This window comes from Plantibacter auratus (assembly GCF_050587365.1).
Classification (GTDB): Bacteria; Actinomycetota; Actinomycetes; order Actinomycetales; family Microbacteriaceae; genus Plantibacter; species Plantibacter auratus.
Genome location: NZ_JBOBFV010000005.1, coordinates 150553 through 176643 on the forward strand (window position 1 = coordinate 150553; position 26091 = coordinate 176643).

Consider the following 26091-nt stretch of genomic DNA (forward strand, 5'->3'; position numbering starts at 1 on the left):
AGCGGGTGGGGGCGGATGCTCGGCCGGTGGATCAGGGCTGGGCCGCGCTCCAGTGTACAACGTTGTATATTGCCGTGGCCATGGACAGGGCGATGCGATTTCGACTCATGCGAGACCGCCCATCGCCTCGATGACGGCGCGGGTGTCGAGCGGCTCGGGATCCGGCGCCTCAGCAGCGCCCACGGCCCCCACGATCCGGCCCGCGCGGACGGCGACGACCCGGTCGCAGACGGCCGCGAGCGCCGCAGGGTCCTCGCTCGAGACGACGACCGCCCGGCCGGACGCCGCGAGCGATCGGATCAGGGCGTACCGCTCAGCCCGCCGACGTCCGTCCTCGGAGCCGGGGGCGCCCGCCCGACCGAACGGTTCGGCGAGCAGCACGGCGCGCGCCCGCGTGTCCGCGATGATCCGGAGCGACTCGGTGAACTGGTCGGCGTCCGGCCCGCGGTGCACGCCGGGGAGCGCGGCGACCAGGCCGCTCGGCACGGTGGTCGCCCGGTAGTCGCGCCGCGGGTCGGCCACACCGAGCCGGACCATCCTCGTGAGGGCGTCCGGGGAGACGCTCGACGGTACCCCGCCGAGGAAGGAGAGGTCGAAGCGGATCGGGTGCTCCGTCGTGTAGAGGACCCCCGCGGCGCGCGCCAGCTCCGTCGTCGAGACGTCGACCGCCGCACCGTCGAGCGCCACCGAACCACGGGTCCGTGCGCCGTACGACCGGCCGAAGACGCTCAACAGCACCTCCCCCGCACCGGAGTCGGGCGGACCGAACAGCCCGAGCACCTCCCCCGGCGCGCAGGCGAAGGACAGGTCGTCGACGACGATCCGCTCAGGGTCCGCCGGGTGGCTCGCGGTCCAGTGTTCGACGGTGAGGCCCGCAGCCGTCACCGACGATGCGATCACCGAGGCACCGTCCGACGTCGATGATCCGCCGGCAACCGGACGGAACGCGTCGATGCCGCCCACCCCGGCGGCCAACGCCGCGAGCACCTCGCGTTCACCGTTCACGGCCGACAGCCGGATCGGGGGCGACGGGTCACCACTGACGGCGATCACGGTCGCGGCCGATGCGACGCTCGCCAGCCCGGTCACGGCCCCGGTCGCGAGCAGGACACCGGGTGCGGGGTCGGCGGTTCGAGGAGCTCGGGCCACCTCGACCATCGCCTGCTGCCAACGCTCGACCTCGTCCGCTCGGAGTGCGGGGCCACTGTCGTCGATCACGATGAGCGACGCCTCCGCGGCGACCGCCCTGGCGAGCTCCACGAGCCGACGCTCCACGACCGACAGGGCACCGGCGGAGTCCGTGGGTGACCGGTCGAGCCCGACGACGCCCAGGGCGCGGTGGATCCGCTCGGCATCGCTCTGCCTCAAGGACGTCCGGTCGGCGAGCGGCCCTCGGAGGAGCCGCATGACCGCCTCCCGCAGTCCCACCCCACGCTCGGACCCGAGCAGCACGTTCTCACCGATGGTCTGCGACCAGCTGATGGCCTGCCCGGCCGTCACGACGGCCACCCCGGAGGCACTCGACGCGGCACGGGACGACAACCGCGCCGGCCTGCCGTCGACGAGCACCGTCTCGGAACCGGACACCCTGGCCGCGCCGCGCGGTCCGGTAGACGTCCCGGACAACCGCGCGATCAGGTGCCGGAGGACCGGCACCGGTCCGAGCACGGCGTGCACCGTACCGAAGGGCACCTCGAGCAGCGGCCAGCCGTCCCGCAGGATCGCGAGCGCCGCCGGCGGGACCGACGAGGAGTCGCGCTCAGCGGTCGCATCGCCACAACGCACGGAGGCGAGGGCACCGGCCAGGTCGCCGGTGCTCTCGCCTCCGTGGTGGATGTCCATGCGTCGGATCGATCCGGGTTCCGCGGTCGCGGACCTCGGGATCAGCGTCCGCCGCTGCGGCGCTTGTTGTAGACGTCGAACGCGACGGCCAGCAGCAGCACGAGGCCCTTGACGGCCTGCTGCCACTCGATGCCGAGGCCGATGATCGACATACCGTTGTTCAGCACACCGATGATGAGACCACCGATGATCGCGCCGCCGATGGTACCGACGCCACCCTGCACCGCGGCTCCACCGATGAAGGCCGCGGAGATCGCCTCGAGTTCGAAGCCGTCACCGGCCTTCGGACCGGCGAGGTTCAGGCGGGCCGTGAAGATGAGGCCGGCGAGCGCCGCGAGGAAGCCCATGTTGACGAACAGGAAGAAGTCGACCTTGCGGGTCTTGATGCCGGACAGCTCCGCGGCGTGACGGTTGCCACCGATCGCGTAGATGTGGCGGCCGAAGACCGAGCGGTTCATGACGATGCCGTAGACGAGCACGAGGACGGCCAGCACGATGAGCGTGACCGGGATGCCCTTGTACGCGGCGAGGGCGTACACGAAGAAGCCGATGCCCGCGATGATGAGCACGAGCTTGGCGACGAACCACGGGAACGGCTCGGTGTCCTGGCCGTACTTCTGACGGCCGAGGCGCGTGCGGACCTGCTGCACGACGAGGCCGACGACGGCGATGACGCCGATACCGAGCGTCAGCGGGTCGATCGGGAAGTCACCGAACACGTCGTTCAGGAAGCCGTTGCCGAGCGCGCGGTACTCCGCTGGGAAGGAACCGATGTTGGCGTTGCCGAGCACCACGAGCGCGAGGCCGCGGAAGATGAGCATGCCGGCCAGCGTCACGATGAACGCCGGGATCCCGACGTAGGCGATCCAGAAGCCCTGCCAGACACCGACGAGCGCGCCGATGGCGAGCGACAGGATGATCGCGATCCACCACGGCATCTGCATCTGCACGGCGAACACACCGGACACCGCACCGACGAAGGCCGCGACGGAACCGACCGACAGGTCGATGTGGCCGGCGATGATGACCATCACCATGCCGATCGCGAGGACGAGGATGTACCCGTTCTGCACGATCAGGTTGGAGATGTTCTGCGGCCGCAGCAGGATGCCGTCGGTGATGACGGCGAAGAACACGACGACGAGCAGGAGGGCGATGAAGATGCCGTTCTTGCCGAGGTCGCTGAGGATGTGGGTCAGCCAGCTCGTGAAGCGGTTGGTGGCCGGGTTCACGAGGCCGCCGGCGGCGGTGCCGTCGCCTGCCGGGACGGTGGGTTTGGTGTCCAGATCGGACATTGCGGTTCTCCTTCGATCCGTCCGCGCCCGCGTCAGCGGGGCTTCTCCATGGTCATGAGTTTGAGGAGCGCTTCGGGGTTCGCTTCCTCGATCGGCAGTTCGCCGGTGATGCGGCCCTCGCTGAGGGCGTAGATGCGGTCGCAGATGCCGATGAGCTCGGGGAGCTCGGAGGAGATGACGATGACGCCCTTCCCCTCGGCGGCGAGGCGGTTGATGATCGTGTAGATCTCGTACTTCGCACCGACGTCGATGCCGCGGGTGGGCTCATCGAGGATGAGGACGTCGGGGTCGGAGTAGATCCACTTCGACAGGACGACCTTCTGCTGGTTACCGCCCGAGAGCTTCCCGGTCTTCGCGAGCACGTTCGGAGCCTTGATGTTCATGCTCTTCCGGTACTCCTCGGCGACCTTGTACTCCTCGTTGTCGTTGACGAGTCCGCCGCGTTCGAGCTTCTTCAGCGAGGCCATCGAGATGTTCCGCTTGATGTCCTCGATGAGGTTGAGGCCGTAGTACTTGCGGTCCTCGGTGGCGTACGCGAGGCCGTTGTCGATCGCCTCCGACACCGTGCGGGTGCGGATCTCGGTGCCGTTCTTGAAGACCTTGCCGCTGATGCGGCTGCCGTACGACTGACCGAACAGGCTCATCGCGAACTCGGTTCGCCCGGCGCCCATGAGGCCGGCGATGCCGACGATCTCACCGGCGCGGACGTTGAGGTTGACGGCGTCCACCATCACGCGGGTCGGGTCCTGCGGGTGGTGGGCGGTCCAGTCCTCGACGCGCAGGATCTCCTCGCCGATGTTCGGCGTGTGGTCCGGGTAGCGGTGCTCGAGGTCGCGGCCGACCATGTCCTTGATGATGCGCTCTTCGGTGACGTCGTTCTTCACGATCGTCTCGATGGTCTTGCCGTCGCGGATGACGGTGACGGTGTCGGCGACCTTCTTGATCTCGTTGAGCTTGTGGCTGATGATGATCGACGTGATGCCCTGCTCCTTGAGGTGCAGGATCAGGTCGAGCAGGTGGTCGGAGTCCTCGTCGTTCAGTGCGGCGGTCGGCTCGTCGAGGATGAGGAGCTTCACGCGCTTCGAGAGGGCCTTCGCGATCTCGACGAGCTGCTGCTTGCCGACGCCGATCTCGAGGATCTTGGTCGTCGGGTTCTCCCGCAGGCCGACCCGGGCGAGCAGTGCTGCCGCCTCCTGGTTGGTGCGGTTCCAGTCGATGAGGCCGAGCGGCCCCTTCAGCTCGTTGTTGAGGAAGATGTTCTCCGCGATGGAGAGGTAGGGGCTGAGGGCCAGCTCCTGGTGGATGATGACGATGCCCTTGGACTCCGAGTCGCGGATGTCCTTGAACTCCATCGTCTCGCCCTCGAAGACGATGTCGCCCTCGTAGGTGCCGAACGGGTAGACGCCGGACAACACCTTCATGAGCGTCGACTTGCCGGCGCCGTTCTCACCGCAGATGGCGTGCACGGTACCGCGCTGCACATCGAGCGTGACGTTCGAGAGGGCCTTGACGCCGGGGAAGGTCTTGATGATGTTGCGCATCTCGAGGATGCTCGTGGTCTCGCCTGACACCGTGTCTCCTTACAGGTGATCGTCGTTGAACCGGGCCCTCCGACAGGCTCAGGGATCGGAAGTGATTCCGTTCCCTGAGCCTGTCGAAAGGGGTGTTGCAGGACTGACTAGCCCTTGATCTCGTCTTCGGTCCAGTAACCGGAGTCCACGAGGACCTCCTGGATGTTGTCCTTGACGACGATCTGCGACTCGAGGAGGAAGGACGGGACGACCTTCTTGCCGTTGTCGTAGTCCTCGGTGTTGTTGACCTCGGGCTTCTCACCGTTCAGCACGGCGACGGCCATCTTGACGGCTTCGCTCGCCAGCTGGCGGGTGTCCTTGAAGATGGTCGCGTACTGCTCGCCGGACTCGATGGCCTTGACCGAGTCGAGCTCGGCGTCCTGGCCGGAGATGACGGGCCAGCCGTCGCCCACCGAGTAGCCGGCGTCGGTCAGCGCCGAGATGATGCCTCGCGAGATGCCGTCGTAGGGCGACAGGACCGCGTTGACCTTGCTGCCGTCGGAGTAGGTCGACGTGAGGATGTTCTCCATACGCTTCTGCGCGGTCTCACCGTCCCAACGGAGCGTTGCAGCCTGCTCGAAGGAGGTCTGGCCGCTGGCGACCTTGAGGGTGCCCGCGTCGATGAACGGCTTCAGGGTGTCCTGAGCGCCGTCCCAGAAGAACGTGGCGTTGTTGTCGTCGGGCGAGCCGGCGAACATCTCGATGTTGAACGGACCGGCGGGTGCGCCCTCGGTGGGCTTGCCCTCGAGGTCGACGAGGCCGAGGCCGTTGAGGACCGAGTTGGCCTGCTGCACGCCGACCTTGTAGTTGTCGAACGACGCGTAGTAGTCGACGTTCTCGCTATCGCGGATCAGGCGGTCGTAGGCGATGACGGGGATGTCGCCGTCCTTGGCCTCCTGGAGCACGCTCGTGAGCGTGGTGCCGTCGATCGAGGCGATGATCAGGACGGAGGCGCCCTTGGTGATCATGTTCTCGATCTGCGAGACCTGGGTGGGGATGTCGTCCTCGGCGTACTGCAGGTCGACCTTGAAGCCCTCCTTCTCCAGCTGCTCCTTGACGGCGTTGCCGTCCTGGATCCAGCGCTCGGAGCTCTTGGTGGGCATCGCGACGCCGACGAGCTTGCCGTCGCCTTCGCCGCCGCCCGATCCGCCGCTTGCGCCGCCGGAGCAGCCGGCGAGCGACACGACCATCGTGCCTGCGGCCAGCGTGGCGAGGAGCATTCTCTTCTTCACTGTGTGGTTCCTTCCCTAGGGAGTTGCTTGGACGTCATTGTCATGCGCAGGTCTGTCGGCTTCGATGTGTCCAGCTCATCGAGGCCGCTCGTCGGCTACGTGGCGTTCGCGGGTGCGGGTGCGGACGCCTCGTCGTGGTGTCGGCGAGGGTGCAGGGAGAGGTGGCCGGCGGAGAGCCGGGCCGAGAGGGAGCTGTGGTCGGATCGATCGGTGCCGTGGATCGGGAGGCGGCTCATCGCCGACCTGCTCGCTCCATTGCGCTTCGTTCCCACGTCGACTTCCTCGTCACTCCGAATGTGACCGTTCACATTGTGTGTCACACGATAGCCCCAGACCTCCACCTGATGTCAAGTCGGGATGGGTCTCATTTTCATAACCGGCGACTGTCGGGGCATGGTCGCGCTCTCAGTGAGCCCGTGCGGGCACGTGCCGGGGGCGCGGGTACGCCCCGATCGGCGTGGCCGGAACCAGGGGATGTGCCCCGGCGATCCCAGTAGGAGCCTAGAGTTCGGCGTCGATCGCGCGGATGACGTCCCACGCGCCGTCCTCGGAGTTCGACAGCACGACGACGTCGATGGCGTCGGCGGCCGTCGGGCCGAAGTAGGTGCGCACGATGCCGCTCGCGCCGGGGTTGACACCGTCGAGGTACATCGATCGCACCTGGCCGTCCTCGTCGACGTCGAACTCGAAGCCGAAGCCGTAGGAGATCTCCTCGTCGACCTCGATCTGCGGAGAGGTGAACTCCTCGGTCAGCTCGGCGGTGAGGATCTTCGCGTCGCGGGCGGCGCGCAGGAAGGTGATGAGGTCGGCCGCGGTGGACTGTGCACCGGCGTCCGGGCCGCCGAGCGGCGGGAAGGCGTCGGTGTTCGAGTGCCAGACGCCGTCGTCGTCGACGTCGCCGCCCTCGGCCAGGCCGGGCTCGCCCGTCCGGCGGTCGACGAAGCCCGAGTGGTCCATGCCGAGCAGCGCGAACACCTGCTGCTCGATGAGCTGGCGGTAGGGCAACCCCGTCACGCCCTCGAGCGCGAGCCCGAGCAGCACGTAGCCCGCGTTGACGTAGTTCGCCTCCTCGCCAGGGGCCGCGAGCGGCTCCTTGTCGGCGAAGAGCGGCAGGAGGTCGGCGGTCTCGCGGATCGACGAGGCCGGGCGCTCGGCCCAGAGGTCGTCGTAGCTCTCGCCGGCGGTCTCGTCGGCGTCGTCGGCGATGCCGGAGGTGTGGGTGAGGAGGTGGAGCAGCTGGACGTCGCGGCGGATGGTGGTGCCGTCGAGGTCGACGTACTCGTGGATCGACTCGTCGAGGTCGATGTGTCCGGCGTCGACCTGCTGGAGCACGGCGGCGGCGGTGAAGAGCTTCGTGATGGACGCCGTGTCGAAGCGGGTGTCGAGCGTGATGGGCTCGTCGCGCTCCCGGGAGGCGAGGCCACGGGCAGCCTCGAAGAGCGTCTCGTCACCGCGCTTGACGAGCACGACGCCCGAGAAGTCGGTGGCTTCGATGACGCGGGCGACGCTTTCGGTATCCATCCCCCAACGGTACCGTCGCGGACCCCTCCGTGGCTCCACGCACCCTGGGGGACCCGATCCGTCGGGGGCCTGAGGCGTGTGCATAATGGGTGCAGCACGAAATGTGACCGTGCACATCGAGGTCCGAGGAATCCGTGAGCGACGACGCCGAACGGGGGCGAGCCCCCAATATCCGTGATGTCGCGCGCCTGGCCGGGGTCTCCCACCAGACGGTCTCACGAGTGCTCAACAACCACCCGAGCATCCGCGACTCCACCCGCGACCGGGTCCTCGCCGTCATGGACGAGGTCAACTACCGTCCGAACCGCGCGGCCAGGGCGCTCGTGACGAGTCGGTCGCGGACCATCGGCGTGCTCGCGAGCCAGCGGTCGCAGTACGGTCCGGCGAGCATGATCCAGGCGATCGAGAACGCGAGCAAGGACGCCGGATACCTCGTCAGCACGGCGAACCTGCCCGACGTCTCCGACGCGTCGATCGTCGCGGCCGTCGAGCATCTGCTCGCGCAGTCGGTCGACGGCATCGTGGTCATCGCGCCGCAGGTCCGGGTGTTCCGGGCGATCGAGGAGCTGCAGGTGCGGGTGCCGTTCATCGCGGTGCAGTCCGGCGGCGACCTCGACGACCACTCGATCGGCGTCGACCAGGTCGCCGGTGGACGATTGGCGACGCGGCACCTCATCGAGCTCGGGCATCGGAACATCTACCACCTCGCCGGCCCGCAGGACTGGATCGAGGCGGAGGCGCGCATGCACGGGTTCCTCGCCGAGATGAGCGCGCAGGACGTGCCGACGACCGCGCCGATCCTCGGTGACTGGACCGCCGACTTCGGGTATCGCGCCGGGATCGAACTCATGCGGGTGCGCGACTTCACGGCGATCTTCTCGTCGAACGACCAGATGGCGCTCGGCCTCATCCACGCGATCCGCGACGAGGGGTACGACGTGCCCCGGGACGTGTCGATCGTGGGGTTCGACGACATCCCGGAGGCACCGCACTTCTGGCCGCCGCTCACGACGGTGCGGCAGGACTTCGACGAGCTGGGGCGTCGTTGTGTCGCGCGATTGCTCGGCAACCTCGAGGTCGACGCCGTCGGGTACCGCGGAACGATCGAGCCGGAGCTGATCGTGCGGAAGTCGACGGGTCGCCCGGCCTTCTGACCCCTCGTGGTCGTGGTCCGGTGGTGGCGCCAGCGCGGTGCGCTGACGTGAGCGCGGGTCACACGCGTGAGCGCTACCCTCCGGAGACCCGCGCTCGAGTCCACGCCCCGCGCCCACGCCTGTTCCGGTGATCTCGCGTCAGCGCACCGCGCCGACGCCGGGTGACCACGTCTCACGCCAGCGCGGTGCGCTGACGACCAGGCCGACAGCAGCACCCAGGGCGACGATCACCAGGCGGCGGGGTCCGCGATGAGTCGATCGAAGGCGAGTTCCGCGGCACCGATGAGCAGGAGGTCCTGGCCGAGTGCCGCACGCACGATCGCGACGTCCTCGAACGGCGGGACGAGCGCCCGCTCACGGACCGCGTCGTGCAACTCCTCCGACGCCAGTTCGAGCACGATCCCGAGATGCCCACCGAGGACGACGAGTTCGGGATCGAGGATGTTCACCGTCCCGGCGAGCGCCCGTCCGAGCGTCCTGGCCTGCCGGACGACCTCCTCCCGCATCGCCCCAGCCGGATCGGCCGCGATGCCCTCGGCGAGCGCCGCTTCGAGGACCGCGTCGTCCCCGGCGGCGAGGCCGGCGACATGGAGCAGCTCACTGCGCCGGACGGCGTCTTCGAGTGCGTTGCCGGCGGCCGTCGCCGAGGTGTGACCGAACTCCCCCGCGTACCCGCGCGCGCCACCGACGGGTCGGCCACCGGCGATGATGCCACCACCGATACCGCTCGCGCCACCGTTCAGGTAGACGAGGTCGTCGATGCCGCGGCCCGCCCCGAAGGTCCGCTCCGCCCGAGCGCCGAGACTCGCGTCGTTGGCCGCGAACACCGCTCGACCGGTCGCGGCACGCAGCCGTTCGACCAAGGGCTCGTCGACCCACCCGAGGTGCGGCGCGAGCCGGACGACGCCGTCGGCGTCCCGGACGAGACCGGGGATCGCGAGCCCGATCCCGCCGCCACCGCGCGCCTCGTCGGGCAGGCGGGCGGCGAGTTCCGCGACCAGCTCCGCGATGATCGCCGTGGCCTCGGCCGCCGTCGGTGTCGTGTCGACCTCGCGACGCACGCGCTCGAGGACCTCGCCGCCGAGTCGCACGGCCGCCACCGTGATCGCGTCGAGTTCCGGGTTCGCCGCGAAGGCGACGGCTCGCGGGCCGGCCGAGACGAGTGGCGACGGCCGACCGACACCCTGCCCGCCGACCGGGACCGACTCCGTGACGATGCCGATCGAGGCGAGTTCCGTGACGAGCGCGGCGACCGTGGACCGGTTGAGGCCGGTCGTCCTCGTGAGCGCCGACCGCGACTGCACCCCGCCCTGGTGCACGAGCTCGACGATCCGCCCGAGGTTGCGACGGCGCACCGAGTCGAGTCCGCTCCCCATGCCGGATCCGCCCGCCGGACCCGCCCCGACCGCTGTCGACTCGCTCACACGCACACCCTCTGCTCGATCCCTCCAGTGTTCCCTATCCGGGCATGCGCCGGTTCACCCGCCGCCAGCCGCGGATGGTTGACTGGACGGATGCCCGCCGCCTGGACACTCCGCCCCGCCACCATCGACGACTCGACCTGGATGGCCGAGCTGCGCGCCGTCGTCATGCGGCCCGACCTCGAGCGCCTCGGTCGCTACGACGAGACCCGCGTCCGCCGTCGCTTCCTCGACGGATATCGACCGGAACACACCTCGGTGATCGAGGTCGACGGCATCACGGCCGGGCTGGTCGCCCTCCGTCCGGAACCCGACGAGCGGTGGCTCGAGCACTTCTACCTCGCACCCGAACGCCAGGGCGCGGGCCTCGGCACCGCGGTGCTCGCGCGGCTCCTGGCCGACGACGGCGACCCGCGCCCGTTCCGTCTCAACGTCCTGCAGGGCAGCCCGGCCCGTCGCCTCTACGAGCGCCACGGCTTCACGCTCGAACGCGAGGACGAGGTCGACGTCTGGATGGTCCGCCGAGCCTGAACACCCAGCGGCACGGCAGCAGGAGATCCGCTCGGCAGCAGGACGTCCGGCTGAGGAACGTCCTGCCACCGAGCGGATCTCCTCCTGCCACGACGCCGGCACCGGCTAGCGGGTGAGCCGCGCGACCCCGGAGCCGCTCACGCCGGCTGGCGGACCGTGGTGACGATGTCGACGAGGTGCGGGTCGGCCGGCGCGGAGCCGAAGCCGAAGCGCACGGGCGGGTCGAGTCTGGCGAGGGTGCCGAGGTCCGCACCGGACCAGCTCGCGGTGGCGGCGGTGATGCGGCGAGCGCCGGTCACGCCGTAGTACTCGCGTCGACCGTTGCCGGCGGAGCCCGCCGTCCGGGCGCCGGGTTGGAGCACGCGGGCGAGGGGGTCGATGGTCTGCAGCCAGACGGGGTTCACGGCCACGGGTTTGGGGACGACCCGGAGCGCACGACCGAGCGGCGAACTCCCACCGATGCGGAGGGTCGTGTCGAGCGGACCGCCCACGAAGCGGAGCCCCGTCGGCAGGCGCGTCCAGCCGACGGTGCCGATCTCGACGTCGTCGAAGGTGTACGTGGAGGAGATGAAGTCGGCGATCTCCTGCGTCGGCGCGAGCAGCAGGCGTTTGCCGCGGGAGTCCTCGATCATCGCGTCGGCGAAGGAGCCGAACGGCGAGGTGGACCAGAGCCCGAGGACGATGCGGACGCCGCCCGTGGTGCCGTAGCCGGCGATCCTCCCGGAGAAACGAAGGTCGGTTGCGGGCATGGGATCACCCTAGTCGCCCACTCTGCGTGGGTGTCCGTGAACGGCGGTCCGCGGCCCGGTCCCCGAGCCTGGTCCTGTCCCCGAGCCTGGTCCTGTCCCTGGTCCTGTCCCTGAGTCCGGTCCGGTCCCTGAGCCTGTCGAAAGGCGCCGCTCGACAAGCGCCGGTCCCCGAGCGGGTCGACGGGCGCGGGAGCACCACCCGGTTGACGGCGTCGGCGCGATCCGCTTCCGTGGGAACATGCCGACCTCGCTGCTCCTCCTCGCCGACACCCACCTGCCGAAGCGGGCGAAGGTCCTGCCGGACGCGGTCTGGGCCGCCGTCGACGCAGCGGACGTGGTCGTCCACGCGGGTGACTGGGTCGACGAGGCGACCCTCGACGCCCTCGAAGCCCGCGCCGCCCGCCTCGTCGGCGTCTTCGGCAACAACGACGGCCCCGACCTCCGCGCGCGTCTTCCCGAGGTCGCGCGCTTCGAGCTCGACGGGCTGCGGTTCGCCGTCGTCCACGAGACCGGGGCGGCGACCGGTCGCGAGCGACGGGCCGACGAGGCCTTCCCCGACACCGACGTCCTGGTCTTCGGGCACAGCCACATCCCGTGGGACTCGGTCTCCCCCGCCGGTCTGCGTCTGCTCAACCCCGGGTCGCCGACGGACCGCCGTCGTCAACCGGAGTGCACGATGATGACCGCTCGGGTGGAAGACGGCGCGCTCAGGGACGTCCGGGTCGTCCCGGTCGCCCGCTGAGGCGGATCAGCCGCAGTATTCGCTGTCGATCTTCGCTTCGTCGCGGACGACGATGCCGTCGACGAGGTCGTCGGTCACGGAGAAGTTGATCCAGTGTCCGGCGTCGTCGGTGACGGCGTAGAAGATGGCGTACTTGCCCTGCTGCTCGGTGAGCGCCGGGTAGGCGGCCCGGAGTTCCTCGAGGGTGGATCCGACGCCGACGCCCTCAGCGGTCATCGGCGAAGCGGCGACCGCCGCAGACGCCGGCCCGCCCCACGCCTGCAGGACGATCTGGTTGACGACGCCGGTGCTCTGCGGATCGGGGAGCCAGACGGAGGGCAGCCCGTCGGCGGCGTAGGCGGTCACCCAGGGGCACGGCTCCTGCGTCGCGACGGTGAAGGCGGTCATGAACGACGCCGTGCCCTCGATCGGCGCGCCGACCTCGATGGGGCCGACCCCGGTGAACGACACGATCCAGGACGCGGGATCGGCGAGGTCGGGACCGGTGGGTGTCGGCGTCGGCGACGGTGTCGGCGTGGCCGTCGTGGTCGCGGTCTCGGTCGGTGCGGGGGTCGATGCCCCAGCGCCGCCCGAGCATCCGGCCAACGCCAGTGCTGCGGCGATCGCCAGGACGGTGACGACCGGACGTCGGTGTGCTCGTGTGAACGACATCATTCCCCCAAATGTGTGCTCGGATCAGCCCATCCTCGCACACCGACCGGTCCCACCCCTGCCCGCGAACTGTCACTTCGGCACACTTCCAGCCGCCCGGACCAGCGCCGAGTGACAGTTCGCGGGCAGGGGAGGAACTCAGGCGACGGTCGCGGGCTGCAGCACCGGTGCAGGGCGGGGGACGGTACTGGTCAGTTCCACGACGCGGTGCTCACGACCGGCGACGATGATCGCCTCCATGATCTCCAACACGTGGAACGCGAGGTCGCCCGAGGCCCGATGCGGTCGGTCCTGCTCGATCGCCTCGGCCAGGTCGGACAGGCCCACGCCGCGGCCGGCGTCGACGAAGCCGGCGCTGTCGGGGACGGCACGCCAGGTGCGGTCGTCGGCCGTCGCGATCTCCACCGGGTCCGAGAACCGGTTCGGGTCGGGCACGGCGACCGTCCCGCCCGTCCCGTAGACCTCGAAGAGCGGCACGCGGCTCGCCCACACCTCGAACGAGACCGTCACGGTCGAGACCACCCCGTTCGCGTGCTCGAGGATCGCGGTGACGTGCGTGTCGACCTCCTCGTGCACCGGGATCGGCGTCCCGGCCAGCGCTCCGGTCGCGACCGACCGCTCGCGATCCGACCGCGCGACCGCCCCCGACACCCGCACGACGGGACCGAAGAACGACACGAGGCTCGTCAGGTAGTACGGCCCCATGTCGAGGAGCGGCCCGCCACCCGGCTGGTAGTAGAACGCGGGGGCCGGGTGCCACAGCTCATGGCCGGGGGCGCTCCAGGCGACCGCCGCGGCGATCGGCCGACCGATGGCGCCGCTGTCGAGCACGGCGAGCGCCGTCTGGACGCCCGACCCGAGGACGGTGTCCGGCGCGCTGCCGACGCGGAGGCCCTTCGCCGCGGCGAGCTCGAGCACCGGTCGCGCCTCGGCGGTCGACAGTGCGAGCGGCTTCTCCCCGTAGACGTGCTTGCCGGCCTCGAGGGCTCGGAGCGCGACCTCGGCGTGCGCGGCCGGGATGGTCAGGTTCAGGACGACGTCGACCTCGGGGTCGGCGAGCAGCTCGTCGACGCTCGACGACCGCACGCCCTGTTCGGCGGCGACCTCAGCGGCGCGGGCGAGGTCGAGGTCCGCGACGACGACGAGCTCGAGGTTCGGCAGCTTCGGGAACTCGGCGAAGTACTGCTTCGAGATGTTGCCGACGCCGATGACGCCGACCCGGAGGACGGACCCTCCGGTGGTCTCCGATGCCCCGTTCAGCGTGCTGCCCACAGCAGGCCCCTTTCGATCATGGCGCGGCCGGCGTTTCGGCACCGGTCCTCGACGATCCCGTTCAGCGTGCTGCCCACAGCAGGCCCCTTTCGATCATGGCGCGGCCGGCGTTCTGGCACCGGTCCTCGACGATCCCGTTCAGCGTGCTGCCCACAGCAGGCCCCTTTCGATGATGGTGCGGACGTTCGGGTCTTCGACGATCTCGATGCGGTGGCCGGGAGCGGACACGAAGATCCTGCCTTTCCCCCACTGCCGCGTCCAGATGGCGGGCGCCGTGACGGGACGGTTCCACGCGTCCCACGGCCGCACCTCCTGCGTCGTCGTCGCGAGGACGTCGTTGTACTCGTCGCTCAGCACCCAGTACTGCTCGGTGACGAGGTCGAAGTCCTCGATCCCCTCCGTGATGGGGTGCGTCCGGCCGTACTCGGTGATGTGGACGGTGTAGGGGATGTAGTTGTCGGACTGCTCCCCCGTCCGCTCGGCCGGGTCCTTGCCGGCGTGGTGCGCGAACTGGCCGCCGATCATGTGGAGGTAGTCGGCGTTGTTGCGGTAGGAGTCCGCGATCCCGCCGTGCCAACCGGCCATGCCCGTCCCGTTCAGGACGGCGCGTTGCAGGCCGGCGAACTCCTCCGGCTCGATGGTGTTCATCGTGTTGATCTGAACGATGAGGTCGACCGTGTCGAGGTAGTCGGTGTCCGTGTAGACGGTGGTCCCGTCCTCGACGCGGACGGTGAACCCGTTCGCCTCCAGGAAGGGGATGAAGGCCGCGGTCGTCTCGACGGGCATGTGCCCGTCCCAGCCGCCTCGCACCACGAGCGCCTGCTTGTCAGTCATGTGTTCCTCTCAGGGGATGGTCGGGTGTCCGGTCGGCTCGCGACCGGCACTACTTGCTGAAGCCGGCGGTCATGCCGCTGATCAGCTGGCGTCGGCCGAACAGGTACAGGATGAAGATCGGCAGGGTCGACAGCACCACGGCGGCGAGCACGGCCGGTACGTTCACGCTGAACGACCCTTGGAACGTCCACAGCGACAACGGCAGCACCCGGTTGCTCGGCGACTGCGTGAGCACGAGTGGGAACAGGAAGCCGTTCCACACGTTGAGCGCGTTGTAGAGCGCGACGGTGACGATCGCCGGCCGGGCGAGCGGGAGGACGAGCGAGACGAGGGTCCGCCAGCTCGACGCCCCGTCCACGGTCATCGACTCGAACAGCTCCTTGGGGATGTCGCGGATGAAGTTCGACAGGATGAGCACGGTGACGGGCACCGCGAAGCCGATCGACGGCAGGATCAGCGCCAGGAGGGTGTCGTAGAGCCCCGCCTTGCTGAGCATGTAGAACAGCGGGATGATCGTCGCCTGCAGCGGGATCGCGAGGCCGAGCAGGAAGAACGAGAACGCTCCCCGCGTGAACCGGGAGTTGGTGCGCACGATCGCGTACGACGCCATGAGGCAGACGAACACGGTGACGGCGACGCTCGCGACGGTGATGATGACGCTGTTGCCGAGGTAGAGGAAGAAGTCGCTCTGCAGCACGAGGGCGTAGCCGTCGAGGGTCGGGTCGGTGGGCGGGATGAGCTGGTTGCTCGAGAAGAACCCGGCCTGCGGGCGCACGCTCGTGATGACGATGTAGTAGATCGGCAGCACGATGATGAGCAGCCAGATCCAGGCGCCGATCCCGCCGAGGATGTTCGGTTTGCGGCGGGCACCGCGGGGGCGCTTGCCTCGCGTCTCGTGCTCGCCGGGGCGTCCTCGCTTGGACCCGGCGGTCGAGACGCTGACCGTGTCGAGGCTGCCCGTCGGGAGCGCGCCGGGCTTCGTGAGTGGGTTCGTCGCTGACATCAGAGGCCCTCCTGCTGACTGTCCATCTTGGCGAAGCCGCTCAGCTTGGTGAGCAGCAGGGCGATGGCGAGACCGATGACGGCCAGGATGATCGCCATGACGCTCGCCTGCCCGAACTGACTCGCGGAGAAGCCCGTCACGTACATGAGGATCGGGAGGATGCGGGTACCGGCGCTCGGAACGCCGCCGGTGAGCACGAAGATCACGTCGAAGTAGGTGAGCGAACCGATGATCATGAGCGTGGACGACGTCACGAGCGTGTACCGCAGCTGCGGGAGCGTGATGTGGAAGAACTGCTTGACCGTCCCGGCCCCGTCGATCTCGGCCGCCTCGTAGAGTGACGCCGGGATCTGCCGCACGCCGCCTTGGAACAGGAGCGTGTGGAAGGGCACGAACTGCCACGCGATGATGAAGATCACGACGAAGAGCACGAGCTGCTGGTTGCCGAGCCAGTCCTGCTTGAGGAACGGGATGCCGAGTGACGCCGACAGGCCGAAGTTCGGGTCGAGGATCGCCTTGAACGCGATGGCCGTCGCCGCAGACGACAGCAGGAGCGGCAGGAAGAAGATCGCGCCGAGGACGGCCCGGTTGCGCTGCTTGCCGGCGGTCCAGGTCCCGAGCAGCAGGCTGATCGGGGTCTGGACGATCCAGGAGATCACGATGACCTTGAGGGTCAGGACGAGGGCGTCGATCGCGACCGGGTCGACGAGGACGGATGCCCAGTTGTCGAGGCCGACCCACGCGGGGTCGGTGATCGCGTCCCAGCGGGTGAAGCTCAGGTACAGGGCGACGATGAGCGGGATGATCGCGAAGACGAGGAAGAAGCCCAGCGCCGGCGCGACCATCCAGCCGCTGGGGCCGGTGCGGCGGCGCATCGCTGCCGCACCGGCCCCTCGGGCCCCGTTCAATGGACGGGTGACGGTCATCGGGAGATCACTGTCCGATCGTCTTGTTCATGTTGTCGGAGAACTCCTGCGGGGTGATCTGCAGGTTGAACAGCTGGTCGAGGTTCGTCAGCAACGCGGTCGCCTGTGCGGGCGGGAGCGCCTGGTCCCACGACATCTGGAAGTTCTTGGCGTTCTTCGTGAGGTCATAGACGGTCGTGCCGAAGTCGCCGCCGGCGTCCGCGATCTGGTCGTCGATACCCGTGATCGGCGGCACCTGACCGGCCTCGACCATGCGGTCGATGTAGCCCTTGTCGAAGACGCCCTCGGTGAGGTACTTCAGCGCGCTGGCCTGCTGCTCCTTCGTCGCCGAGGCGGAGATGGAGAAGTACCCGGACGGGTTGCCGACGATGTTCGACGGGTCGCCCTTGCCACCGGTGACGGCGGGGAAGGTCGTGTAGCCGAGCCCCTTCTCGGCGAACTCGGCCGCCTGCTGCTTGAAGGTCGTCATGACCCAGGCGCCCTGGAGCATCATCGCGGCCTTGCCCGTGTAGAGCAGGGCGACGTCGGCGTTGCTGTCGGCGGTGACCGAGGCGTAGCCGTCGACGAACGCGCCGGCCTTCACGAGCTCCTGGATCTTCTCGTTCGCCTCGATGATGCCGGGGTCGCTCCACGCGTCGGCTTCACCGGCCATGATCTTGTTGAAGGCCTCGGGGCCGGCGACGCGGTCGACGAGGTACTCCTCCCACATGAGCGACGGCCACTTGGACGCACCGGCGAGCGAGAACGGGGCCACGCCTGCGGCCTTGAGCTTGGGGATGGCGTCGATGATCTCATCGAAGTTCGTCGGGACCTCGACGCCGGCGGCCTTCAGGACGTCCTTGTTGTAATAGAACATGATCGGCGTGGTGGCGTTCATCGGCACCGCGTAGACCTTGTCGTCGATGACGCCCTGGTTCCAGACGGACTCGAGGAACTTGCCCTTGGCGTCCGCGGTCTCCGAGGTGATGTCGGCGACCTTGCCGGCGTCCACGTAGGAGTTCAGGGTGCCGCCCGCCCAGCTGTAGATGATGGTCGGGGCGCTGCCCGCGCCGACGGCCGTGCGGATCTTGGTCTTGTAAGCGTCGTTCTGGAAGTAGGTCGCTGCGACCTGGCCGTCGGGGTTGGCGCCGTTCCACTCCTTGAGCGACGGGCCGAGGACAGTGTCCTCGTCGGTGCCGGTGAGGCCCCAGAGGGTGGCGCTGCCACTCGGGGCGCCACCGCCGCTGGAGCAGGCGGTCGCGCCGAGCATGAGGGCCGAGACGCCGAGGGCGACTGCGGCCAGTCGGGTCCGACGGCGGGATGAAGTACGAAGCGTCATTGCGTTCTCTCCTTGGTGGGTGCTGCTGCTGATGGTGCGATGGGGTCGGGTCAGTCGGTGGGTGTCCAGGCGCTGCCGTTCGCGGCGCTCGACTCGACGGCGCGCAGGACCCGCTGGACCTGCAGGCCTTCGGCGAAGGACGGTTCGGGATCGGTGCCGCCGATGATGGCCTGGACGAGGTCCCGCACCTGGTGCGAGAACGGGTGCTCGTAGCCGATGCCGTGGCCGGTCGGCCACCAGGCGGCCATGTACGGGTGCTCCGGCTCGGTGACGACGATGCGCGTGAAGCCCTGCTTGCCGGCGGGAGCGGTGGCGTCGTACACCTCGAGCTCGTTCATCCGCTCGAGGTCGAAGGCGATGGCTCCGCGGGAGCCGCTCAGCTCGATGCGGAGCGCGTTCTTCCGGCCGGTCGCGTAGCGGGTGGCTTCGAAGGCACCGATGGCGCCGTCCGCGAGTCCGCCCGTGAGCTTCGCGGTGAACCAGGCGGCGTCGTCGACGGTGACCGCGCCGCGTTCGTCCGAGGCGGTCCCGCTCAGGCCGACGGTCTCGCCGAGGAGCGGTCGCTCGGTGACGAAGGTCGCGAGCGTCCCGCTGACGGTGTCGAGTCGGGCGCCGGTCAGGTGCTGCACGAGGTCGATGGCGTGCGCGCCGATGTCGCCGAGCGAGCCGGAACCGGCCTGGTCCTTGTCGAGGCGCCAGGTCATCGGACCCTCGGCGTCGCTCAGCCAGTCCTGGAGGTAGAGCGCGCGGATCTGGCGGACGTCCCCGAGCGCTCCCTCTGAGATGAGCTGGCGGGCGTAGCCGATGGCGGGCACGCGACGGTAGCTGAAGCCGACCATGGAGCGGACGCCGCGGGCCCTCGCCGCCTCGGCTGCGGCGACCATCAGCTCCGCCTCCTCGACGCTGTTGGCGAGCGGCTTCTCGCAGAGGACGTGCTTGCCGGCTTCGAGGGCGGCGATCGCGATCTCGACGTGCGAGGAGCCGGGCGTGCAGACGTCGACGATGTCGATGGACGGGTCGGCGATGACGCTCCGCCAGTCCGTCGAGGCCGACTCCCAGCCGAACTTCACGCGGGCCGCCTCGAGTGCCTCGGCGTTGCGGCCGACGATCGTCGCCATGACCGGTTCCGCGTCGAGGTCGAAGAAGCGCGGTGCGGTGCGCCAGGCCTGCGAATGTGCGGCTCCCATGAAGCCGTATCCGATCATCGCGACCCGGAGTTCCGGCCGTCCGCTTCCCGCCATGTGCAACGCTCCCGAGCTGCTCGCGCAGCTGCGGCCCCGGGGTTCCGGATCGCTTCGCTGCGGTGCCCTGAAGCTAGCCCCGCCGCCTGTCTCCCCGCAACTTCCCTCTCCCGCATTGGAAACTTTTCGCGCCCGCCCGCACCTACCCACCCCACCCCTGCCCGCGAACTGTCACTCCGACACAGTCCCGCTCGCCGGGACTAGCGGCGAGTGACAGTTCGCGGGCTACGGGGTGGGCGGGGCTGCGGTCGAACCCCGGACGACGAGGGAGGTGGCGAGGTCGAGGCGGATGTTGTCGACCGTCTCGGACCGGAGCTTCAGCACCAGGCGGGTCGCCTCCTCGGCCATCTCGATGAGCGGCTGCCGGATGGTCGTGAGGGCCGGACCGACCCACTTGGCCGGCGGGACGTCGTCGTACCCGACGACCGACAGCTGCTCCGGGATCGAGATCCCGAGCGAGCGCGCCGCCTCGTAGACGCCGAACGCCTGCATGTCGTTGCCGGCGAAGATCGCAGTCGGTCGGTCCTCGAGCTGCAGCAGTTCGAGCGCCAGGACGCGTCCGGCCTCCGGGATGAACTCACCGCGCCGCAGGATGGTCTCGTCGAGCGGGATCCCGGCCTCCTCGAGCGCGGACCGGTAGCCCGAGACCCGCGCCCGCGAACACATGAGGTCCTGCGGACCCGAGATCAGCCCGATCCTGCGGTGTCCGAGCTCGATGAGGTGGCGCGTCGCGGCCATCCCGCCGGACCAGTTCGTGGAGCCGATGGCGGCGACCTCCGGGCCAGGGTCCCCCGCCGGGTCGACCACGACGACCGGGATGTTGCGCGTGTGGAGCTGGCGCCGGTACGCCGGGTCGATGTCCGAGAACACGAGGATGACCCCGACCGGCTTCCGCGAGATGATGCTCTCGACCCAACCCTCGCCGGTCGAACGCCGGGCGCCCGTCTCGGTGAGGGTGACGCTCATGCCGTGCTGACGCGCGACCTTCTCGACACCGCGGATGATCTCGAGCGACCAGGAGCTGTCGATGTACTCGAAGACGAGCTCGATGAGCGAACCTTGCGCGAGCTCGGCACCGCGGCGACTGTAGCCGTGGCGGTCCAGGAGTCGCTCGACGATCTCCCGGGTGTCCGGCGACACCCCCGGTCGCCCGTTGAGCACCTTCGAGGCGGTCGACACCGACACGGAGGCCTCCCTGGCGATGCGCGACAGGGTCGCGCGCCCGCCACCGGCACCGGGTCCAGCGGTCTGCGCCGCGGGGTCGTCGCTCATCCGAGTCCTCCGATCCCGCTCCGTCGGGCCGGACGGCCGTCTCTGCAGCGAGAAGTTCTGCCCATGCTAACGAAATATTTCGCGACACTCGACCGGTGACGCGCGGCCGACGATCTGCTAGTCTCGACTATAAGTTGTGGTTAACAACAAATCATCCGCTCACCAACGACGTTGAAGGACTGCACGCATGAGCCTCACCCCCACCAAAGCCGATCGGTTCTCCTTCGGCCTCTGGACGATCGGCTACAACGGGACCGACCCGTTCGGTGGCCCCACCCGCCCCGACCTCGACGTGGTCGAGGCCGTCACCCGCCTGAACGACCTCGGCGCCTACGGCCTCACCTTCCACGACGACGACCTGTTCGCCTTCGGTTCGACCGACGCCGAACGCCAGAAGCAGATCGACCGTCTCAAGCAGGCGCTCGCCGACACCGGCGTCATCGTGCCGATGGTGACCACCAACCTGTTCAGCGCGCCCGTCTTCAAGGACGGCGGCTTCACCTCGAACGACCGCGCCGTCCGCCGCTTCGCCCTCCGCAAGGTGCTCCGCAACCTCGACCTCGCCGCCGAGCTCGGCGCCAAGACCTTCGTCATGTGGGGCGGCCGCGAGGGCGCCGAGTACGACTCCGCGAAGGACGTGCAGGCGGCGCTCGAGCGCTACCGCGAGGCGGTCAACTTCCTCGGCGACTACGTGACCGACAAGGGCTACGACATCCGCTTCGCGATCGAGCCGAAGCCCAACGAGCCTCGCGGCGACATCCTGCTCCCGACGCTCGGCCACGCGATGGCGTTCATCGAGACCCTCGAGCGCCCGGAGCTCGTCGGCATCAACCCCGAGGTCGGCCACGAGCAGATGGCGGGCCTCAACTTCACCGCCGGCATCGCCCAGGCGCTCTACCAGGGCAAGCTCTACCACATCGACCTCAACGGCCAGCGGGGCATCAAGTACGACCAGGACCTCGTCTTCGGTCACGGCGACCTGCAGAACGCGTTCTCGCTCGTCGACCTCCTCGAGCACGGTGGCGTGAACGGCGGCCCCGCGTACGACGGCCCGCGTCACTTCGACTACAAGCCGAGCCGCACCGAGGACATCACGGGCGTGTGGGACTCCGCAGCCGCCAACATGCGCATGTACCTGCTGCTCAAGGAGCGCGCCGAGGCGTTCCGCGCCGACCCCGAGGTGCAGGAGGCGCTGGCCGCCGCCCGCGTGCCCGAGCTGCGCGAGCCGACGCTCAACCCCGGCGAGACCGTCGAGCAGTTGCTCGCCGACCGCTCGTCGTACGAGGACTTCGACGCCGACGCCTACTTCGGCGGCAAGGGCTTCGGGTTCGTCCGCCTGCAGCAGCTGGCGGTCGACCACCTCATGGGTGCGCGCTAACCGACACCCGCGAACCTGGCGTTCCGTCTCCTGATCCGAGAGGATCGGGGGCAGAACGCCGTTCCGCGTTCCACCCCACAGCAGACCCGGCGGTCACCCGACCGCCCAACCACCGAGAACAGGGAGAGCGATGACGCTCGTCGCCGGCATCGATTCGTCCACCCAGAGCTGCAAGGTCGTCATCCGCGACGCCGAGACCGGAGCGCTCGTCCGCGAAGGACGCGCGGCGCACCCGGCCGGCACCGAGGTCGACCCGGCCGCGTGGTGGCAGGCGCTGCAGGAGGCGGCCGCCGCCGCCGGCGGGTTGGCCGATGTCGCCGCGGTGTCGGTCGCGGCCCAGCAGCACGGCATGGTCGCGCTCGACGTCGACGGACGCGTCATCCGTCCGGCACTCCTCTGGAACGACACCCGGAGCGCGCAGGCCGCGTCTGACCTCATCACGGAGTTCGGCGCTGCGGAACTCGCCCAGCGGACCGGGTGCGTCCCCGTCGCCTCCTTCACGATCACGAAGCTGCGCTGGCTGCGCGACGCCGAACCCGGGAACGCCGCCGAGGTCGCCGCCGTCGCACTCCCCCACGACTGGCTGACGTGGCGTCTGCGCGGCTTCGGTCCGGCCGACGAGAGCCCGCTCGGCGCGGACCTCGCCGAGCTGACGACCGACCGCTCCGACGCCTCCGGCACCGGGTACTGGTCCCCCACCGACGGCGAGTACGACCGCGAGCTGCTCGTCGCAGCGCTCGGCCACGATGCGATCCTGCCGCGCGTGCTCGCGCCGGAGGAGTCCACAGGGACCGGTGTCGACGGCGGCCTCATCGGGCCGGACACCGTCATCGGGGCGGGCGCCGGCGACAACGCGGGAGCCGCCCTCGGGCTCGGCGCGACGGCCGGTGACGTCGTCGTGTCGATCGGCACGAGCGGGACGGTGTTCGCCGTGACGCCGGCCGTGGTCCGCGACAGCTCGGGCACCGTCGCCGGGTTCGCCTCGGCCGACGGCGCGTTCCTGCCGCTCATCGCGACACTCAACGCCGCCCGGATCCTCGACGCGGTGGCCGCGCTGCTGGGCGTCGACCACACGGAACTCGGTCGACTCGCGCTCGAGGCCCCGGCCGGGGCACGTGGACTCGTGCTCCAGCCGTACTTCGAGGGCGAGCGCACCCCGAATCGGCCGGACGCGACGGCGACCCTCTTCGGCATGACCCTGGAGTCGACGACGCGCGAGGGCCTCGCCCGAGCGGCGATCGAGGGGCTGCTCTGCGGACTCGCCGACGGCCTCGACGCGGTGCTCGCGCAGGGCGTCACGGCGGAGCGCGTGCTCCTCATCGGTGGTGCGGCGCAGAACCCGGCGGTGCAGGCGATCGCTCGCGAGGTCTTCGGCGTGCCGGTCGTCGTGCCGGCACCCGGGGAGTATGTGGCGGACGGCGCAGCCGTCCAGGCGGCCTGGGCGCTCAGCGGCACTCGCCCGGCGTGGGCTGCGGTGGGGGCCGGCGACGGCACCGACCATGCGGACGCTCTCGCTGCGGACGCGTCCGGGATCGCGCGGGAGCAGTACGCCGCCCGAGCCTGAGGCGGCACCGGTCGCCGGTCACTGAGCCTGTCGAAGTGCCACACACCGGAGCCTCCCGAGACGCAACGTCACCCCGGGGGCCCTTCGACAAGCTCAGGGAACGGGTATCCCCTCCCCGGTCACCGAGCACCACCCGGTCACTGAGCGAACATCCCCCGGTCACTGAGCCGAACCTCTCCCGGTCACTGAGCCTGTCGAAGTGCCACACGCAGAAGCCTCCCGAGACGCAACGTCACCCCGGGGGCCCTTCGACAAGCTCAGGGAACGGGTATCCCCTCCCCCGGTCACCGAGTAATCCTCCCCCGGTCACTGAGCGAACCCCTCCCGGTCACTGAGCCTGTCGAAGTGCCACCGCGGAATCTTCCGCGCGGCGGAGACGTTGGCCCCGGTATGCGATCGATCGTCTACTCCACCAACGGTGACCCGTCCGTCCTCCACCTCGTCGAGCGCGAGCTCCCCGAGCCCGGCCCCGGCGAGGTCCGCATCAAGCTCGCGTTCTCCGGCGTCAACCCGACCGACTGGAAGACCAGGCGCGGCGGCGGCCCCTCGGGTGGCATGCCCTTCCCCGAGGTCGTCCCGAACCTCGACGGCGCCGGCGTGATCGACGCGGTCGGCCCGGCCGCCGGCGACGCGGTGTCCACAACCACCTTCGCCGTCGGCGACCGCGTCTGGGTGTACCTCGCGGCGCACGAGAGCCCGCTGGGCACGGCCCAGGAGTTCACGGTGCAGCCCGTCTCCCGTGTGGTCCCCCTGCCCGACGCCGCGTCGTTCGAACTCGGTGCCAGCCTCGGTGTCCCCGCGATGACCGCGCACCGCGCCCTCACCGTCGCGCAGGACGGCCCGGCCCGGCTCTCCCCCGGTGCCCTCGACGGCCGGACGGTCCTCGTCCAGGGTGGTGCCGGCGCCGTCGGCAACGCCGCGATCCAGCTCGCCCGCTGGGCCGGCGCGACGGTCATCACCACCATCAGCAGCGACGAGAAGGCCCGCCTCGCGACTGCCGCGGGAGCACACCACGTCGTGAACTACCGCGAGGGCGACGCCGCCGCGGCGATCCGCGAGGTGGCACCCGACGGCGTCGACCTCGTCGTGGAGGTCGCGATCGCGCAGAACCTCCCCCTCGACCAGGCGGTCCTCGCCCCGCGCGGCACGGTCGTCAGCTACGCCAACAACGGCGGTGACCAGGTCACGCTCGACATCCGTCCGCACATGGGGCTCAACACGCGGCTCCAGTTCATGCTGCTCTACACGGTCGGCGACGCCGCGCTCCACGCCGCCGCTGAGGACATCACCACCGCGATCGAGGACGGCGCGCTCGCCGTCGGCGAAGACCACGGTCTGGCGCTGACGGTGTTCCCGCTCGCTGAGACGGCTGCGGCCCACGCCGCCGTCGAGGACGACACGGTCGGGAAGGTCCTCATCGACGTCACGGCATGACCGCCGGCGCGTCGACGTGACCTGATCAGGGGCGGTACCGGGTGGCCAGTGCCGCCCCTGCCGCACGCAGGTGGACGAGCGGTTCGGCCATCGCCGCCTCGACACCGCCGGCCAGCGCCGTGAGCGATGCCGCCGCGAGGAAGATCCCCTCGGTGGGCGCCTGGATCGCCCCGGCGACGAGCATGGTCCGGTCCGCCGCGAGCCCGGCGACCCAGGAGGCGACCTTGCCGTCGGCCGTCTGGTCGTCGAAGCGGCCCTCGCCCGTGATCACGATCGACGCCGTCGCGGCCGCTTCCGGGAGGGCGATCGCCTCGCCGACACCGCGCGCGCCCGAAGTGGCGGTGGCGCCCCACAGCAGGAGGCCGTAGCCCGCACCGCCCGCGGCACCGGCACCGGGTTCGGCCGCGGCGCGTTCCGCACGGTCCGTCCCGAAAACCTCCGCAGCGCGGCTCACGAACCGGGCCAGGTTGGTGTCGAGGACCGCGACGTCGGCGGTGGTCGCGCCCTTCTGCGGGCCGAAGACCGCAGCGGCACCGCGGTCGCCGAGCAGCGGGTTGGTCACGTCGCTGAGGATGACCGCGCCGTCCGGCGGCAGCGCGCGGAGTCCGGCGGTGTCGATGTCGCGGAGCGTCGCGAGTCCGGCGTTGCCGGGCGCCACCGGTCCACCGTCGGCGTCCACCAGCCGCGCTCCGAGCGCGGTGAGCAGCCCGGCTCCACCGTCCGTGCTGGAGCTTCCACCGATCGCGAGCAGGAGGCGTCGCGCACCGTGGTCCAGGGCGGCCGCGATGGCCTCACCGAAGCCGACGGTGTGCGCCGCGAACGGCTGCAGGGGGTCGAGCAGGGTCAGCCCGCTCGTCTGGGCGAGCTCCACGACCGCCGAACCGTCGGGCAGCTCGAGCCACTCGGCGTCCACCGGGTCGCCGACCGGGCCGGTGACTGTGATCGGGTGCCGACGCGCCCCGGGCACGGCGGCCGCGAAGGCGTCGAGCGTGCCCTCGCCGCCGTCGGCCATGGGGAGCGAGTGCAGGAGATCGTCGGGCCGAATGGTCCGCCACCCGTCGGCGATCGCCTCGGCGACCTCCGCGGCGGTCGCCGTGCCCTTGAACGAGTCCGGTGCGATCACGATGTGCCGGGTCATGT

At 69.9% G+C, this 26091-nt stretch carries 23 protein-coding genes; 6 read left to right on the forward strand and 17 right to left on the reverse strand.

The window, feature by feature from the left end; genetic code table 11:
- Positions 1-105 precede the first annotated feature (105 nt).
- The 6 genes from ACQ3HE_RS17665 to ACQ3HE_RS17690 all read right to left on the reverse strand — a co-directional run bounded on the left by ACQ3HE_RS17665 (position 106) and on the right by ACQ3HE_RS17690 (position 7461).
- The gene (locus tag ACQ3HE_RS17665; RefSeq protein WP_430893652.1) at positions 106-1842 is read right to left on the reverse strand and encodes a hypothetical protein; all 1737 of its coding nucleotides are present in this window, start codon (positions 1840-1842) and stop codon (positions 106-108) included.
- 41 nt (positions 1843-1883) lie between these two features.
- Positions 1884-3137, reverse strand: coding sequence for a multiple monosaccharide ABC transporter permease (gene mmsB / locus ACQ3HE_RS17670; protein WP_085512640.1), 1254 nt, complete (start codon positions 3135-3137; stop codon positions 1884-1886).
- Positions 3138-3169: 32 nt separating this feature from the next.
- Positions 3170-4678, reverse strand: a complete 1509-nt coding sequence (gene mmsA / locus ACQ3HE_RS17675) for a multiple monosaccharide ABC transporter ATP-binding protein (protein WP_064295024.1) — start codon at positions 4676-4678, stop codon at positions 3170-3172.
- Positions 4679-4815: 137 nt separating this feature from the next.
- A complete protein-coding gene (gene chvE, locus ACQ3HE_RS17680) occupies positions 4816-5928 on the reverse strand; it encodes a multiple monosaccharide ABC transporter substrate-binding protein (protein WP_079706775.1) in 1113 nt (370 codons plus the stop codon).
- Between the two features lie 107 nt (positions 5929-6035).
- Positions 6036-6176 carry a hypothetical protein gene (locus ACQ3HE_RS17685; RefSeq protein WP_158596666.1) on the reverse strand — a complete coding sequence of 47 codons (141 nt, stop codon included), beginning with the start codon at positions 6174-6176 and terminating at the stop codon, positions 6036-6038.
- 265 nt (positions 6177-6441) lie between these two features.
- Positions 6442-7461, reverse strand: coding sequence for a serine hydrolase domain-containing protein (locus tag ACQ3HE_RS17690; protein WP_430893653.1), 1020 nt, complete (start codon positions 7459-7461; stop codon positions 6442-6444).
- A gap of 134 nt (positions 7462-7595) precedes the next feature.
- Here ACQ3HE_RS17690 and ACQ3HE_RS17695 point away from each other — a divergent pair, with 134 nt between their 5' ends.
- Positions 7596-8615, forward strand: a complete 1020-nt coding sequence (locus ACQ3HE_RS17695; protein ID WP_064294998.1) for a LacI family DNA-binding transcriptional regulator — start codon at positions 7596-7598, stop codon at positions 8613-8615.
- A 227-nt stretch (positions 8616-8842) separates the two neighbouring features.
- Here ACQ3HE_RS17695 and ACQ3HE_RS17700 read toward each other — a convergent pair whose 3' ends face one another.
- The gene (locus ACQ3HE_RS17700; RefSeq protein ID WP_430893654.1) at positions 8843-10039 is read right to left on the reverse strand and encodes an ROK family protein; all 1197 of its coding nucleotides are present in this window, start codon (positions 10037-10039) and stop codon (positions 8843-8845) included.
- A gap of 90 nt (positions 10040-10129) precedes the next feature.
- On the opposite strand from ACQ3HE_RS17700, the gene ACQ3HE_RS17705 reads away from it, so the two are divergent.
- A complete protein-coding gene (locus ACQ3HE_RS17705) occupies positions 10130-10567 on the forward strand; it encodes a GNAT family N-acetyltransferase (RefSeq protein WP_430893655.1) in 438 nt (145 codons plus the stop codon).
- Between the two features lie 137 nt (positions 10568-10704).
- Here the strand turns inward: ACQ3HE_RS17705 and ACQ3HE_RS17710 are convergent, their stop codons facing one another.
- On the reverse strand, positions 10705-11316 hold the full coding sequence (locus ACQ3HE_RS17710; protein WP_064295001.1) for a hypothetical protein: 612 nt from the start codon (positions 11314-11316) through the stop codon (positions 10705-10707).
- Between the two features lie 238 nt (positions 11317-11554).
- Between ACQ3HE_RS17710 and ACQ3HE_RS17715 the strand changes: the two genes are divergently transcribed.
- Positions 11555-12058 (forward strand): metallophosphoesterase family protein, encoded by a 504-nt coding sequence (locus ACQ3HE_RS17715; protein WP_430893656.1) that lies wholly within the window; start codon positions 11555-11557, stop codon positions 12056-12058.
- Between the two features lie 6 nt (positions 12059-12064).
- On the opposite strand, the gene ACQ3HE_RS17720 is transcribed toward ACQ3HE_RS17715, so the two are convergent.
- The 8 genes from ACQ3HE_RS17720 to ACQ3HE_RS17755 all read right to left on the reverse strand — a co-directional run bounded on the left by ACQ3HE_RS17720 (position 12065) and on the right by ACQ3HE_RS17755 (position 20575).
- Complete coding sequence (locus ACQ3HE_RS17720) at positions 12065-12712, reverse strand: hypothetical protein (protein ID WP_430893657.1); 648 nt, start codon at positions 12710-12712, stop codon at positions 12065-12067.
- 135 nt (positions 12713-12847) lie between these two features.
- Positions 12848-13981 (reverse strand): Gfo/Idh/MocA family protein, encoded by a 1134-nt coding sequence (locus tag ACQ3HE_RS17725; protein WP_430893658.1) that lies wholly within the window; start codon positions 13979-13981, stop codon positions 12848-12850.
- 138 nt (positions 13982-14119) lie between these two features.
- On the reverse strand, positions 14120-14815 hold the full coding sequence (locus ACQ3HE_RS17730) for a ThuA domain-containing protein (protein WP_064295003.1): 696 nt from the start codon (positions 14813-14815) through the stop codon (positions 14120-14122).
- Positions 14816-14864: 49 nt separating this feature from the next.
- Positions 14865-15818 carry a carbohydrate ABC transporter permease gene (locus ACQ3HE_RS17735; protein ID WP_079706768.1) on the reverse strand — a complete coding sequence of 318 codons (954 nt, stop codon included), beginning with the start codon at positions 15816-15818 and terminating at the stop codon, positions 14865-14867.
- Entirely contained in the window at positions 15818-16744 is a 927-nt protein-coding gene (locus ACQ3HE_RS17740; RefSeq protein ID WP_071258845.1) for a carbohydrate ABC transporter permease, read from the reverse strand. The genes ACQ3HE_RS17735 and ACQ3HE_RS17740 overlap by 1 nt, the downstream gene beginning before the upstream one ends.
- 7 nt (positions 16745-16751) lie before the next feature.
- Positions 16752-18062 carry an extracellular solute-binding protein gene (locus tag ACQ3HE_RS17745; RefSeq protein ID WP_430893659.1) on the reverse strand — a complete coding sequence of 437 codons (1311 nt, stop codon included), beginning with the start codon at positions 18060-18062 and terminating at the stop codon, positions 16752-16754.
- Between the two features lie 50 nt (positions 18063-18112).
- Positions 18113-19303 carry a Gfo/Idh/MocA family protein gene (locus ACQ3HE_RS17750; RefSeq protein ID WP_430893660.1) on the reverse strand — a complete coding sequence of 397 codons (1191 nt, stop codon included), beginning with the start codon at positions 19301-19303 and terminating at the stop codon, positions 18113-18115.
- Between the two features lie 225 nt (positions 19304-19528).
- Positions 19529-20575: a LacI family DNA-binding transcriptional regulator gene (locus tag ACQ3HE_RS17755; protein WP_192005792.1), complete on the reverse strand. Its 1047-nt coding sequence runs from the start codon at positions 20573-20575 to the stop codon at positions 19529-19531.
- Positions 20576-20762: 187 nt separating this feature from the next.
- Here ACQ3HE_RS17755 and xylA point away from each other — a divergent pair, with 187 nt between their 5' ends.
- From xylA to ACQ3HE_RS17770, 3 genes are all read left to right on the forward strand, one after another.
- Positions 20763-21953 (forward strand): xylose isomerase, encoded by a 1191-nt coding sequence (gene xylA, locus ACQ3HE_RS17760; RefSeq protein ID WP_064295008.1) that lies wholly within the window; start codon positions 20763-20765, stop codon positions 21951-21953.
- A gap of 130 nt (positions 21954-22083) precedes the next feature.
- Positions 22084-23517: a xylulokinase gene (xylB, locus tag ACQ3HE_RS17765; RefSeq protein ID WP_426737783.1), complete on the forward strand. Its 1434-nt coding sequence runs from the start codon at positions 22084-22086 to the stop codon at positions 23515-23517.
- A 390-nt stretch (positions 23518-23907) separates the two neighbouring features.
- Positions 23908-24951 (forward strand): NADPH:quinone reductase, encoded by a 1044-nt coding sequence (locus ACQ3HE_RS17770; RefSeq protein WP_430893661.1) that lies wholly within the window; start codon positions 23908-23910, stop codon positions 24949-24951.
- Between the two features lie 25 nt (positions 24952-24976).
- Here ACQ3HE_RS17770 and ACQ3HE_RS17775 read toward each other — a convergent pair whose 3' ends face one another.
- Complete coding sequence (locus ACQ3HE_RS17775) at positions 24977-26089, reverse strand: glycerate kinase (protein WP_159879863.1); 1113 nt, start codon at positions 26087-26089, stop codon at positions 24977-24979.
- Between the last annotated feature and the right edge of the window lie 2 nt (positions 26090-26091).

What these genes read in the sequence shown, in the direction of transcription:
- ACQ3HE_RS17665 (WP_430893652.1), bottom strand. Translation starts at nt 1,842, where the DNA reads ATGGACATCCACCACGGAGGCGAGAGCACCGGCGACCTGGCCGGTGCC.
- mmsB (WP_085512640.1), bottom strand. Translation starts at nt 3,137, where the DNA reads ATGTCCGATCTGGACACCAAACCCACCGTCCCGGCAGGCGACGGCACC.
- mmsA (WP_064295024.1), bottom strand. Translation starts at nt 4,678, where the DNA reads ATGCGCAACATCATCAAGACCTTCCCCGGCGTCAAGGCCCTCTCGAAC.
- chvE (WP_079706775.1), bottom strand. Translation starts at nt 5,928, where the DNA reads ATGCTCCTCGCCACGCTGGCCGCAGGCACGATGGTCGTGTCGCTCGCC.
- ACQ3HE_RS17685 (WP_158596666.1), bottom strand. Translation starts at nt 6,176, where the DNA reads ATGAGCCGCCTCCCGATCCACGGCACCGATCGATCCGACCACAGCTCC.
- ACQ3HE_RS17690 (WP_430893653.1), bottom strand. Translation starts at nt 7,461, where the DNA reads ATGGATACCGAAAGCGTCGCCCGCGTCATCGAAGCCACCGACTTCTCG.
- ACQ3HE_RS17705 (WP_430893655.1), top strand. Translation starts at nt 10,130, where the DNA reads ATGCCCGCCGCCTGGACACTCCGCCCCGCCACCATCGACGACTCGACC.
- ACQ3HE_RS17710 (WP_064295001.1), bottom strand. Translation starts at nt 11,316, where the DNA reads ATGCCCGCAACCGACCTTCGTTTCTCCGGGAGGATCGCCGGCTACGGC.
- ACQ3HE_RS17715 (WP_430893656.1), top strand. Translation starts at nt 11,555, where the DNA reads ATGCCGACCTCGCTGCTCCTCCTCGCCGACACCCACCTGCCGAAGCGG.
- ACQ3HE_RS17720 (WP_430893657.1), bottom strand. Translation starts at nt 12,712, where the DNA reads ATGATGTCGTTCACACGAGCACACCGACGTCCGGTCGTCACCGTCCTG.
- ACQ3HE_RS17730 (WP_064295003.1), bottom strand. Translation starts at nt 14,815, where the DNA reads ATGACTGACAAGCAGGCGCTCGTGGTGCGAGGCGGCTGGGACGGGCAC.
- ACQ3HE_RS17735 (WP_079706768.1), bottom strand. Translation starts at nt 15,818, where the DNA reads ATGTCAGCGACGAACCCACTCACGAAGCCCGGCGCGCTCCCGACGGGC.
- ACQ3HE_RS17740 (WP_071258845.1), bottom strand. Translation starts at nt 16,744, where the DNA reads ATGACCGTCACCCGTCCATTGAACGGGGCCCGAGGGGCCGGTGCGGCA.
- ACQ3HE_RS17745 (WP_430893659.1), bottom strand. Translation starts at nt 18,062, where the DNA reads ATGACGCTTCGTACTTCATCCCGCCGTCGGACCCGACTGGCCGCAGTC.
- ACQ3HE_RS17750 (WP_430893660.1), bottom strand. Translation starts at nt 19,303, where the DNA reads ATGGCGGGAAGCGGACGGCCGGAACTCCGGGTCGCGATGATCGGATAC.
- ACQ3HE_RS17755 (WP_192005792.1), bottom strand. Translation starts at nt 20,575, where the DNA reads ATGAGCGACGACCCCGCGGCGCAGACCGCTGGACCCGGTGCCGGTGGC.
- xylA (WP_064295008.1), top strand. Translation starts at nt 20,763, where the DNA reads ATGAGCCTCACCCCCACCAAAGCCGATCGGTTCTCCTTCGGCCTCTGG.
- xylB (WP_426737783.1), top strand. Translation starts at nt 22,084, where the DNA reads ATGACGCTCGTCGCCGGCATCGATTCGTCCACCCAGAGCTGCAAGGTC.
- ACQ3HE_RS17770 (WP_430893661.1), top strand. Translation starts at nt 23,908, where the DNA reads ATGCGATCGATCGTCTACTCCACCAACGGTGACCCGTCCGTCCTCCAC.
- ACQ3HE_RS17775 (WP_159879863.1), bottom strand. Translation starts at nt 26,089, where the DNA reads ATGACCCGGCACATCGTGATCGCACCGGACTCGTTCAAGGGCACGGCG.